The organism is Streptomyces sp., assembly GCF_036524955.1.
Taxonomy (GTDB): domain Bacteria; phylum Actinomycetota; class Actinomycetes; order Streptomycetales; family Streptomycetaceae; genus Actinacidiphila.
The window spans coordinates 1-11,409 of sequence record NZ_DATDBG010000090.1 but is presented as its reverse complement, the minus strand read 5'-3'; the positions used below and the strand labels follow the sequence as shown (position 1 = coordinate 11,409).

Below are 11,409 nucleotides of genomic sequence, written 5' to 3'. Positions count from 1 at the left end.
CGGGAACCGGGGGCCGCCGCCAACGGCCTGCTGCGCGCCCGCTCGCAGACCATCGCCACCTGGGAGAAGTTCTACCTCTACTACAACGAAACCACCGACCGGTACGCCCTCCAGTCCGCGGCCAACGGTCTGTTCGTATCCATGGAGAACAATTACACCGGCGACCTGCAGTACGCCCTGCGCGCCCGCTCCACGGACATCGCCGGCACCTGGGAAGAGTTCTACATCATCGACAGCCAAAGCACCTGAGCCGATCGCACCACCGGCCTCCCCGCCGGGAAACCCCGGCCCGCCCGCCCCCCAGGACCGGGGGCAGACGGGCCGGCACCAAACCAGACGAGAGCCGCAAGGCCGGGGGTACCCCTGTGTGGTTCACCGGCAGGTCTGCTGTTCTCCTGCTCGTCCCCGCGCCGCCGTTGGCCAGTGGCCGTCCGTCCCAGCGCCCAGCAGCACGGCGCACGGACCCTGTGGCGGCAGCGTTGAAGACGGACAGGGCGCCGAGAAGGGCGGCTCGAAGCAGCCCGCCAGCCGGCAGCGCCAGAACAGCTGCTGCGGACGCTGAACCCGCCCCGCCAACGGCGCCGAGTCCGCCAGCAGACGGCCCAAGGCCCAGCCGCACACAGCCACCCCGGCGTGGTGCTGCAGCAACACCCGGGTTTATGCGTGAATGCCTCATCCATCCAGACGCAGAGGTCGAGAAGTACAGTTCGAAACCGCCGGACAAGAGGAATGCAAACCTTCCCGTGCCCCGGCCGCTCTTATCTGGCAGCACGTGGCGGGGCAGTCCCTATTCCGCACACAACGAGCCGCACCGGAGGCTCTCGATCAGGTCAGCGCCCGGTCCGGCACCCACAGCAAAAACCCGTCGCGATCCTTTGGGGGGACGCAGTGCACTGGTACGTGGACGTACTCAAAAAATACGCGGTATTCAGCGGGCGTGCATGCCGCCAGGAATACTGGATGTTCTTTCTGATCGACACTGTCATCGGCTTCGTGCTGACGTTCATCGACGACGCTTTCGGCACGGTCTTCATCGGACTGCTGTACGGCCTCGCTGTACTGCTTCCCAGCATCGCAGTGAGCGTCCGCCGGCTCCACGACACCGACCGGTCAGGTTGGTGGGTGCTCATCGCGCTGATCCCGATCGCGGGCACCATCACCCTGTTCATCTTCCTGGCCAGGAAAGGCAAGCCGTACGACAAGCCCACGGTCCCAACCCGAAGCCCGCCCCGACGAGCTGACGCCACCTGCGCCCGCACCCCGCCGCATCGCTTCCTCTCCCCGGACACGGCCGGGTCCCTCGAGACAGCCGCCTCGCGGGTACAGCACCCCGGGAGAACTGCCGCAGGCCATGGCCGGCGCAGCGCTCGTCACGCCAGCACCTACAACCCGGCGGGCAGCACTGTTCGGCGGCGCGGGCCGCGACCACCACCTGCCAGTGACCGGCAACGGGGCCGGAGGGTCGACCGTAGGGTCCGTGGTCGGGGCGTCGTGAACCGGGCCAGGGAAGGACGTGGAGTGCAGCGGGGGTGGTGTCACCCCGGCTCAGGCGGTGTACTGCTGGTGGCGCAGCGCGGTGCAGAAGTTGTCCGCCTGCGGCGAGAGCGACGCCGAAGCATGTGCCTGTAAGACGGGGATCCGCCTGCTTTGACCACGATGGGAGTGGGTGAGGCGATCGATGAGCGACGACTACGACTACGACAGCAGCGACTATAGCGGTGGCGGCTACGACGGTAGCGATCACGACGACCGTGGTCACGGTAGTCACGGCGGTGGCGGTCATAGTGCTGACCCAGGTGGTTATGCCGGTGGGGCTCACGAATGGCCCGATGAGAATTCACCAGAGCCGGCGGGAACAGTGGAACTGGCCATCGAGCAAGGCAGCAACCCTCTCGTAGTCGCTTTGAGCGCCGCAGGCGGAGTCGTAGCCTCTTCTTTCCTCCAAGCCGTGGGCGCCAAGCTCGGCGACAACAGCGCGCAGATCCTCCAGGACGCCGCCAAGCGCCGCCGCTGGTGGCGCCGGAACGCCACAGACGCCGAACGGCGGCAGGCCGAAGCATTCCTCTCGGCCGTTCAGAGCATCGCCGATGCGCGGCCCGGCCAGGAAGACGCGATCCGGCTGGAGCACCGGCGCAACATCACGGTCGTGTTCAGCCCCGGTCTGCCGGTGGAGGCGATCTCCCAGTACCGCCGGCTCGACCTCGACTACCGGCATCTGGCGGGACGCACGCTTACCTGGACAGTCAACCACCACCATCCCAAAGGCGCCTGGGCGACCGACGATCTCCGGACCCTCGTCCGGCACCCTTATGCCTGGGACGACGTAGCCGGTCGCTGGCAGACGCCGAGAAACTGACCCATTCCCCGCGAACCACACGGCCGCTCATGGGACAGCCCGCCAGGAAGGGCGCACCTCAGCTGGGCCTCGCTGGACCAACTGGTGCTGCGGCTGACCGCTGCGAACAAGGGCATCTGGAAGATGGCGTTCGACAGCGGCAGGGTCAGCTTCATCGGCGCGTGGTTCGGCGGCGGCGCGGTCAGCTTCGCCTGCGGCACAGTCGACTTCCGCGACGCGCACGGTGTCCCGCCGTTCGCCCTGGTGTCTTCGGACCGACAACCCCTGCCGACCGGACTGCCTTATGTCCCAGGACTGGTAGCCCCGGGCGTAACCAGCGGCGGCCCCGCATAGCTGCGGACCACGGTCCGTGTGGACCGGCGACACAGGATGATCGGGCTACTGGCCTGCCCGGTCTGCGGTCGACCTCACGTTCGCCGGCGCCAACCTCGCCTCGACGCCGTGTACTGCTCCAGCCGCCGCCGCTCCCGCGCCTGCCGTGCCTGAACGGCCCGGCGCACACCTGACGTACAGCCACCACGAAACCGGCCGCTACCGGCGCGTGTGACGACTTGACGTCACACGCCGGGGCCGGCCAGCCCGGACCGCCGGGCCACCTTCGCGCGGGCGTTGTTGGCGTTGTCGTCCCGAGGCACGACCGCGAGTTCGCCCTTGCGCACGCGGATGTCCTCGTGGCGCAGGCCGAGGGCGGCACCGACACGTAGTCCGTTGAGGCCCATCGTGGCGAGAAGCAGTCGGTCCCGTAGCCGGGCTGGGGTGGCGAGGACGGTGACGAGTTCTTCCTCGGACAGGCAAGGCTTGATCTTTTTTGGCACCTTGACGGCGACGACTGAGCGAGGGTCCTTGGAGACGTAGCGGCGTATGTCGAGTCGGTGCTGCCGGCTGCGGGTGAGTGCGTCGGCCAGTGGGGTGTCGGCATGGAAGTCGTAGAACCCGAAGACTGCGGTGAGGGCGCGCTGGATGCTCGCGGGCGCCCGGGAGGGCTCGGCGGTACGGAGCAGTACCAGGCCCGTGTTCGGCTTGGCGCGGTTGGTGCCGCGCAGGTACGCGGCGAACGCGCCGATCTGCGGCATCCCGACCTCGCGCCAGCCAATGCCCTTGCGGTCGAGAAAGTCGAAGTAGAGGGCGAGGTCGCTCGCGTAGCCCCGAGTGGTGTGCCAGGAGCGCCCGATGTTCTGGAGGAAGCTGAGGTATTCCTCAGCGGGCTCGACGACGCCGTTGGGCTCAAGCAGGGTTGCGCTTAGGTTCCCGTCGACGTCACGGACCCTCTGGGCTCGGTAAGGACTCACGTTCGGCATATTAGATGGACACTACAGATAACCCCATGTCAGGGTGCTTCATCCTCGTGCGGCCCGGCACCGTTCATGCGGGGCGGATTCGGAAGGCAGGGGTACGGATAAACCACGACGGCTGCAACACCCGCAACGAGGTCCTGATCGACGAAGCCGTCACCGCACCCACCCGCACCGGAAAATGCACCCTGAGCGGCGGGTCCTGGTACTCGTGGTACGACGACACCACCGTCGACAACGCCAGTCGACCACCTGGTCCCGCTCGCCGAAGCCTGGGACTCCGGCGCCTCCGCCTGGACGAAAAACCGCCGAGTCGCCTACGCCAACTACTTGCAGGACCCCCGCCACCTGGTCGCCGTCACCGCCCGCTCCAACCGCTCCAACCGCTCCAACCGCTCCAACCGCTCCAAATCGGACCAGGACCCCGCCACCTGGATGCCCCCAGCCCCCGACGCGACCTGCCGGTACACCGCCGACTGGATCAGCGTGAAACTCACCTGGAACCTGGCCATCGACCCCGCCGAACACGACACCCTCGCCGCACTCGCCGACACCTGCCCCGACCAGACCATCACCTACACCCCGGCACCCTGACCCTGCCCCGGGCCCGCGGACCGCGTTCAATGGCGCCGCGGTCCAGCGCGGCCGTCGTTCTGGTACTTCGCGGCACCCATCGCCTTCAAACGCTTGGCCAGCGTGAGGGCGTAGCAGTTGTCGCAGCCCGACGACTCGAGGCGGTTGAGCACGGGCCAGCCGAAGCCTCTGGTTCCGCCGTTCAGGTCGGGGGTGCGCAGGCGCGGCGCCTGCGGGCTGGGGTCGTCGACGGCTACCTCGATGGTGTCGGGGTGGGCGGTCAGGTGGAGGGTGTAGGCGCCGCCGCCGTGGCGTAGGGCGTTGGTGACCGGTTCGGAGACGACCAGGACGGCGGTGTCGGCCGTTTCCGAGTCGACGGCCGGCTGCCGGAGGGCTTCAAGGAAGGCCCGGGTGGTCTCGCGCGCGTGGGCGACGGCGGTCGCGGAGCGGACGGTCGTGGCGTCGACGCACATCGTGTCCATCAGGTTCCCCCTGGTACGGCTCGTCAACGCCCGGTCCTGCCTACCCGACCCTTGTGCCCCACCCTGCGCCCCCTTAACCCGGCAGGGCCCGATTACCTCACCGCCGGACACGCGGAAATCTATGACGGCCGGAGTAGACATTGGGCGGTGGTGTGGTTATGGTTTCTCTCGTAGCCGAGATCAGCAAGGCCCGGCAGAGACGAACTGCCGGGCAGCAGTACCCGCAAGTGCAGTACGCAGGACGGTGCGGTGGTGGAGTTCCGAAGCCAGAGAGGTTGCCTGACGGCGACGGGACTGACGGCCGGACTGGGTGGCCCGCAGTGATCAGGGGCCGCCGTGAAGTCGCAGTTCAGTGAGTGCAGTTCGCAGTACCCAGCAGTGAGGTCACGTGAGCAGCACCTCGGTAAAGGCGTCGGCTGCGGGCGCGCGTGCCGGGAAGTTCGGCAGTGGGGTTCGAAGCCAGAGCAGACGCAAGACGGGCGACGGGGCTGGCTGCCGAAGAGTGGCGCTTACGTGAGGTCACCAGCAGTTCGCATCACCAGCAGTACCAGCAGTGCGCAGTACCCGATTGGTAAGTAGTTCATCCAGAGGGAAGAACGGAGGAGCCGAGCGCCATCAGGATCGCCCGGGCGGACGTTGTGAGCCCGGGTACCGCAGGACATCGATAGTGAGGTGGTCTCCGGTCACGCAACCGCGATCCCCGCACACGCCGCCACCCCCCCTGCGGCGATGCGGACACAGTAGGCCGGCGCAGTACTAGGACCGGCAGATGGTGTTGTAGTTCCTTCGGGGCCCTGGTGCCGGTACGGCACCAGGGCCCCTCCAGCGTGTTCCACAGAGAGGCGCAATGACAGCAGACGACTCGTTCAACCGGCTCGATGACGACGACTACCCCGCCTACACCATGGGCCGGGCCGCCGAGATACTCGGCACCACCCAGGCTTTCCTGCGCGCCATCGGCGAAGCCCGCCTGATCACCCCGCTGCGCTCCGCGGGCGGACACCGCCGCTACTCCCGCTACCAGCTGCGCATCGCCGCCCGCGCCCGGGAACTCGTCGACCAGGGCACCCCGATCGAGGCCGCCTGCCGCATCGTCATCCTCGAAGACCAGCTGGAAGAAGCCCAGCGCATCAACGCCGAATACCGCCGCGCCGCATCCCGGCACACGGCAGGCGACTGACCCGCAGTCCGCGGCAACGCGCCGGAATCCGCACCCTTCCGCCGATTTCATAATATGAGCGCATGATCGCTGAAGATGCCCAGCCGCCGGCACACGAACGGGAGCCCCGGCACCTCTCCGGCGCCACACCCGACACCTTCCGCGCACCGGCGGTCGATCCGCCTGCCGGCACCACCGGTCGGCTGATTGCCGGGCGGACAGCCGGCGGCCTCGAAGGCGGGGTGGAGCGCGCGGCGGCTGCGCTGAAGCCGAGGATGCGCGGCTGGCTGCACGCCGGGATGTTCCCCCTCGCGCTGACCGGCGGCATCGTCCTGATCGCCCTCTCGCGCTCGACGCCGGCAGTGGCGGCCTGCTCGGTGTACGCGCTGTCGGCCTGCCTGCTGTTCGGCACCAGCGCGCTGTACCACCGTGGCGACTGGGGCCCGCGCGGGGAGGCGGTCCTGCGTCGGCTGGACCACGCGAACATCTTCCTGATCATCGCCGGCACGTACACGCCTCTGGCGGTACTACTGCTGCCCGTGCGCCCGCAGGTGGTCCTGCTGTCCCTGGTGTGGGCCGGGGCCGCAGCCGGGATCGCGTTCCGCGTCTGGTGGAATCGGGCGCCGCGTTGGCTCTACACCGCGTGCTACCTCGCCCTGGGCTGGGCAGCGGTCTTCTACCTGCCCGACTTCGCACGCACCGGCGGCACCCCGGTCGTCGTCCTCGTCATCACCGGCGGCCTGCTCTACACCGCGGGCGCGCTCGTCTACGGACTCAAGCGTCCCGACCCCTGGCCGCGCTGGTTCGGCTTCCACGAGGTCTTCCACACTCTTACAATCGCCGCCTTCACCGCGCACTACACGGCCATCCTCCTGGCAGCCGCATGACCGGGCGGGCCACTGCTCTGCCGAGGGCCACAGCCAGCGAAGTCCGATAAGCGGTGCCCGGACGCCCAGCACATCAACGCCGAATACCGCCGCGCCGCCGAATCCAACAGCCACGACCGGAGACGGCTGCGACCTGCGGTTTTTCCCGGCAGCTTCGTCGCCGCCGCTTACGCAGCGCCACGGGAACGCTTCAGCATCCCGGGGACCGCTGCGTTCACCAGATCTCCGGTCAGGGCCCGGAGCCTGGCTGTCACGCCGGCGCTGCCGTTGCCTCTCCCCCGGTGGCTGCCCGGCCGGCGCAAGCACCGGGCAGACAGGACCGGGCAACGCGCAGTGTCGCGTTGAAGGCACTTTTGGGTGATCGGACGGCGCGCTGGTGCTGTAGCCGGGATTCGAGTTTCTCCGGTCGGCCGCCTTTGGCGTGTCGCAGGCCGGGGTGGCAGGAGCGGTCCGATCAGGGTCCACTCGGCGCTACGCCGTCGACGCCGCCTGCCGCAGTGCCGTCCTCGAAGACCAGACCGAGGAAGCCCAGCGCGTCAAAGACGAGTTACCGTACTCCGCCGCCGAGTCCCGCCGAGCCGACGCCTGACCCGCCGGCTACTGCCCCCAGGCAGCCTGGTCACCGGAGTCGGCAGTAGGCGGGCCGGGCCGCAGCCGACCACGGCTTGTTGCCAGGCGCTGTCAGCCGCTACGAGGCAGCCGTCGCCAGAAACCCACCGCACTTCATTTGTGCCGGTGTGCATATCTGGTACCGCGACAGGAGAAAAAGTAGCCTCCTTGGTTGATGCATTCGCGGGGGGCGGCGAAAATCGAAGCTGCCTTTGCGTATGGTCGCCCACCCTGTGCTACTGTGATTGCCAGTTGCGGTTGTGGTTCCCAAGAGCTTCTAGCGCCTCCGCTGAGCGGCGAGAGCGCTTTTGTTTTCCGGTGCTTTCCGGATGGGGTAATCATCACGGCGACGCTGAGCTCGCACAGCGTGGGCCCAGGGCACCGCCCCGAAGGAGATATGACATGGCTACTGGCACCGTGAAGTGGTTCAATGCGGAAAAGGGCTTCGGCTTCATCGAGCAGGATGGTGGCGGCGCTGACGTGTTCGCCCACTACTCGAACATCGCCGCCCAGGGCTTCCGCGAGCTGCAGGAAGGCCAGAAGGTGAACTTCGACGTCACTCAGGGCCAGAAGGGCCCGCAGGCGGAGAACATCGTTCCCGCCTGACGCTGACGTGTTACACCGAGCTGGGGCCCGCACCTGAAGGGGTGCGGGCCCCAGCTCGTTTGTTTATCGAACTCACCGCGTGGCGGCAAGGGCTTCACGGGCAGCGGTAGCCGCCCACTTTGGTGGGGAACCACCGGCGGGCTGCGACAGGACAAAGGTCATCCCTGGTTTTTGATCCCAGAATTCCGTTTTCTTTCGACGGATGCCCGCAATCCGCCGACGCGATGGGAAGACGTGCTCTTCCCTGTTTCGTTGTTATTTTCTTCGGCTCGTACTTGCGATTCTTCACGCGGTTCACCTCCGCCGGGAATTCCTCGATACGCGCCGCATCGAGGAAGGTTCTGCATGAACCGCACAACTCGCACGAACGACCGTTACTCCCGCACCAGCGGCTCTGCCGGCTCCTCCAGGGGCGGCGGCTTCCGTTCGCGGCCCTCGGGCGCGGGCCGTTCCGGTACCTCCGGCCGCTCCGGTGGCCCTGGGCGGCGCCCCACACTGCAGGGGGAGTTCGCGCTGCCGGTGACCATCACGCCGGCGCTTCCCACAGTCGCGGCGTTCGCTGATCTGGACATGCCCGCTCCGCTGCTGGCGGCGCTCGGCGCCGAGGGCGTGACCGTCCCGTTCCCGATCCAGGCGGCGACCCTGCCGAACACGCTGGCCGGACGTGACGTCCTGGGCCGGGGCCGCACCGGCTCGGGCAAGACGCTGGCCTTCGGCCTGGCGCTGCTGGCGCGCACGGCCGGCCGGCGTGCTCAGCCCCGGCAGCCCCTGGCGCTTGTCCTCGTTCCCACGCGGGAGTTGGCTCAGCAAATCACCGACGCGCTGACCCCGTACGCTCGGCCGCTGAGGCTGCGGATGGCCACCGTGGTCGGCGGGATGTCGATCGGCCGGCAGGCCGGCGACCTGCGCAGTGGAGCCGAGGTCGTCGTTGCAACCCCGGGACGGCTCAAGGACCTCATCGAACGCGGGGACTGCCGCCTGGGCCAGGTCGCCGTCACCGTACTGGACGAGGCTGACCAGATGGCCGACATGGGCTTCATGCCCCAGGTCACCGAACTCCTCGACCAGGTACGCCCCGGCGGCCAGCGCATGCTGTTCTCCGCCACCCTGGACCGTAACGTCGACCTGCTGGTGCGCCGCTACCTGTCCGACCCGGTGGTCCACTCGGTCGACCCCTCGGCCGGGGCGGTCACCACGATGGAGCACCACGTGCTGCACATCCACGCCGCCGACAAGCACGCCGCCACCATCGAGATCGGCGCACGCGACGGCAGCGTGATGATGTTCCTGGACACCAAGCAAGCCGTCGACCGCCTGACCAAGGACCTGCTGCACAGCGGGGTGCGCGCCGCGGCGCTGCACGGCGGCAAGTCCCAGCCCCAGCGCACCCGCACCCTGGAGCAGTTCAAGAACGGGCATGTCACCGTGCTGGTGGCCACCAACGTCGCAGCCCGCGGCATCCACGTCGACAACCTCGACCTGGTGGTCAACGTCGACCCGCCGACCGACCCCAAGGACTACCTGCACCGCGGCGGCCGTACCGCCCGGGCCGGCGAGTCCGGCAGCGTCGTCACCCTGGTCATGCCCAACCAGCGCCGCGACATGACCCGGCTGATGGCCGACGCCGGCATCAGCCCGCAGACCACACAGGTGCGCTCCGGTGAGGCCGAACTGAGCCGCATCACCGGCGCCCAGGCGCCGTCGGGCGTTCCCGTCACCATCACCGCACCGGTCGTCGAACGCGCCAAGCGCAAGGCAACCTCGTCACGCGGCCGACGCAGCGGCACCGCCCAGGCCCGACGCGCCGCCGCCTCGCCCCGCACGGTGCCCGGCGGCTCCGGAACGAAGTCCTTCGCCGGCACAGCCGTCTGAGGAGCAGGCCCGCCGCGCCACGTCCGGCTCGGTCACCCATGCCGCCATTGCTTTACGTCAACCTGTGAGGCATCAGGCGCTGTGTCATCGCCCGTTTCGCCTTCAACCTCGTCAAGAGCGAAGTACTGGAATCGATGAAGGGCATCAAACCCGAAGCCGTGACCGGTGAGTCCGTGATCATCGGCCGCCGTACCTACCCCGTCAAGCAGGTCGGCGAGGTGCTCACCAAGCAGGATCGCCGTGACTTCTCCGCCGGCGAAGTCACGCGGGCGATGAGCCGTCTCGGCTTCACCTGCCGACCCGTTCCCGGCCTCAGCACTGCCCCGGTCCTCACCAGGCTCCAGACGGCCGCAGCCCTGCTGGGAGCGCCGTCACCCGCCTGACCGGCTCGCGCGACGTGTGCAGGCACCCCTCGGCGGCCGCTCCGGCCTGGGGGAACCCGAGGGACGGGCCGTCTTGAGCGATGCGGTCGAACAGAGAGGTGTCCATGGGTTTCCTCCGGGTGTGGTGGGGGTCGGTTCAGCGGGCGGCGGCGACCGCTGTGGTGAAGGCGGTAGCGAGGCCGTCGACCAGGCGGGCGGTGGCGTCTTCGCGGTGGCGGCGGATCCGGATTGCGTCCTGCTCGGTGTCGCCGGCCGGGGTGGTGAAGCCGCAGGAGCACGAGTTGTCGGGGCCGGGGGTGTGCGTCTGGGCGAGAAGGCCGAGCCGGGCGGTGAGGGTGAGGCGGACGGGCGCGGCGTCGTCTGCGGTGACCAGGCCGCGGGCGCGGAGCCGGGCGGTGTCGAACGGCGGGACCTCGTAGAGGTTGACCGCGATGATGCGGCGCTGCTCGTGCAGCTCGGCAGGAGCGCCGGACGAGAACACGGCTTCGAGCAGCCGCATCCCGTCCGTTCCAATCCGCTGGCCGACCTCGGCCCGCTTGGTGCGGGCCTTGGGGAACCGGGAGTCCTCGGCGCGGGTGGCGTAGTGCCTGAACCAGTCCGGTCCAGCGACCTGGACCACCCAGTCGGGAGCGGCGACGGCGAGCGCATTCAGCGCGGCGCGTAACGTCTCGGCGACCAACTCCAGCCAGCACAGCTCCCGCGCCGATGACAGCACGTGCGTGGAGTCGGTCCGGGCCTTTCCGCCGCCGGTGAGCAGTCCCTTGTCCCAGGCGGCGGCCAGGATTCCGTCCAGCACCCGACACCCGGCATCCGCCTCCACCAGCCGATCCCGGAACTCCGACAGCACCGAGAAGTCAAAGCCCGGATCGTCCAGCTCTAAGCCGAGGGCGTACTTGAAGTCGATCCGCGCCCGCACCGCCTCCGCGGCCTGCCGATCGGTCAGTCCCTCGACGAACTGCAACACCAGCACCAGCGCGAGCCGCCCCGGCGACCAGGCGGGCTTGCCCCGGGCCGGGAACAGGTCCGCGAACTCCTCGTCCGTGAACAACGGTCCCAGCTCGTCCCGGAGCCGGATCGTCAGACTCCCCTTCGGGAACGCGGCCCGCGCCACTCGCACCGTCTCCGCTGGAACCTCGCCCGGCCCCTTCGGCTGCATCGACATCCGCACCCACCCCATACGACAACGGCGG

At 68.7% G+C, this 11,409-nt stretch carries 12 protein-coding genes and 1 pseudogene; 10 read left to right on the top strand and 3 right to left on the bottom strand.

Annotated features, from left to right (window positions below; all coding sequences use genetic code 11):
• The 4 genes from VIW71_RS08390 to VIW71_RS08375 form a co-directional block, all read left to right on the top strand.
• The coding region (locus VIW71_RS08390; protein WP_414720696.1) for a fascin domain-containing protein at window positions 1-249 on the top strand (249 nt) is incomplete at its 5' end.
• 711 nt (window positions 250-960) lie between these two features.
• Window positions 961-1,629, top strand: coding sequence for a DUF805 domain-containing protein (locus tag VIW71_RS08385; protein ID WP_331621403.1), 669 nt, complete (start codon window positions 961-963; stop codon window positions 1,627-1,629).
• A gap of 49 nt (window positions 1,630-1,678) precedes the next feature.
• A complete protein-coding gene (locus VIW71_RS08380) occupies window positions 1,679-2,356 on the top strand; it encodes a hypothetical protein (RefSeq protein ID WP_331621402.1) in 678 nt (225 codons plus the stop codon).
• An 84-nt stretch (window positions 2,357-2,440) separates the two neighbouring features.
• Entirely contained in the window at window positions 2,441-2,689 is a 249-nt protein-coding gene (locus VIW71_RS08375) for a hypothetical protein (RefSeq protein ID WP_331621401.1), read from the top strand.
• A gap of 224 nt (window positions 2,690-2,913) precedes the next feature.
• On the opposite strand, the gene VIW71_RS08370 is transcribed toward VIW71_RS08375, so the two are convergent.
• Entirely contained in the window at window positions 2,914-3,645 is a 732-nt protein-coding gene (locus VIW71_RS08370; protein WP_331621400.1) for a site-specific integrase, read from the bottom strand.
• A gap of 255 nt (window positions 3,646-3,900) precedes the next feature.
• Here VIW71_RS08370 and VIW71_RS08365 point away from each other — a divergent pair, with 255 nt between their 5' ends.
• Entirely contained in the window at window positions 3,901-4,242 is a 342-nt protein-coding gene (locus VIW71_RS08365) for a hypothetical protein (RefSeq protein WP_414720697.1), read from the top strand.
• Between the two features lie 26 nt (window positions 4,243-4,268).
• Here VIW71_RS08365 and VIW71_RS08360 read toward each other — a convergent pair whose 3' ends face one another.
• Window positions 4,269-4,703: an ATP-binding protein gene (locus VIW71_RS08360; RefSeq protein WP_331621405.1), complete on the bottom strand. Its 435-nt coding sequence runs from the start codon at window positions 4,701-4,703 to the stop codon at window positions 4,269-4,271.
• A gap of 847 nt (window positions 4,704-5,550) precedes the next feature.
• Between VIW71_RS08360 and VIW71_RS08355 the strand changes: the two genes are divergently transcribed.
• The 5 genes from VIW71_RS08355 to VIW71_RS08335 all read left to right on the top strand — a co-directional run bounded on the left by VIW71_RS08355 (window position 5,551) and on the right by VIW71_RS08335 (window position 10,219).
• Window positions 5,551-5,883 carry a MerR family transcriptional regulator gene (locus VIW71_RS08355; RefSeq protein WP_331621399.1) on the top strand — a complete coding sequence of 111 codons (333 nt, stop codon included), beginning with the start codon at window positions 5,551-5,553 and terminating at the stop codon, window positions 5,881-5,883.
• A gap of 62 nt (window positions 5,884-5,945) precedes the next feature.
• Window positions 5,946-6,749: a PAQR family membrane homeostasis protein TrhA gene (gene trhA / locus VIW71_RS08350; protein WP_331621398.1), complete on the top strand. Its 804-nt coding sequence runs from the start codon at window positions 5,946-5,948 to the stop codon at window positions 6,747-6,749.
• 1,011 nt (window positions 6,750-7,760) lie between these two features.
• The gene (locus tag VIW71_RS08345; protein ID WP_069775160.1) at window positions 7,761-7,964 is read left to right on the top strand and encodes a cold-shock protein; all 204 of its coding nucleotides are present in this window, start codon (window positions 7,761-7,763) and stop codon (window positions 7,962-7,964) included.
• 345 nt (window positions 7,965-8,309) lie between these two features.
• Complete coding sequence (locus VIW71_RS08340; RefSeq protein ID WP_331621395.1) at window positions 8,310-9,836, top strand: DEAD/DEAH box helicase; 1,527 nt, start codon at window positions 8,310-8,312, stop codon at window positions 9,834-9,836.
• A 71-nt stretch (window positions 9,837-9,907) separates the two neighbouring features.
• Complete coding sequence (locus VIW71_RS08335) at window positions 9,908-10,219, top strand: SCO5918 family protein (protein ID WP_331621404.1); 312 nt, start codon at window positions 9,908-9,910, stop codon at window positions 10,217-10,219.
• Window positions 10,220-10,670: 451 nt separating this feature from the next.
• Here VIW71_RS08335 and VIW71_RS08330 read toward each other — a convergent pair.
• Window positions 10,671-11,381: pseudogene (locus VIW71_RS08330) on the bottom strand (transposase); the annotation flags it as partial.
• Between the last annotated feature and the right edge of the window lie 28 nt (window positions 11,382-11,409).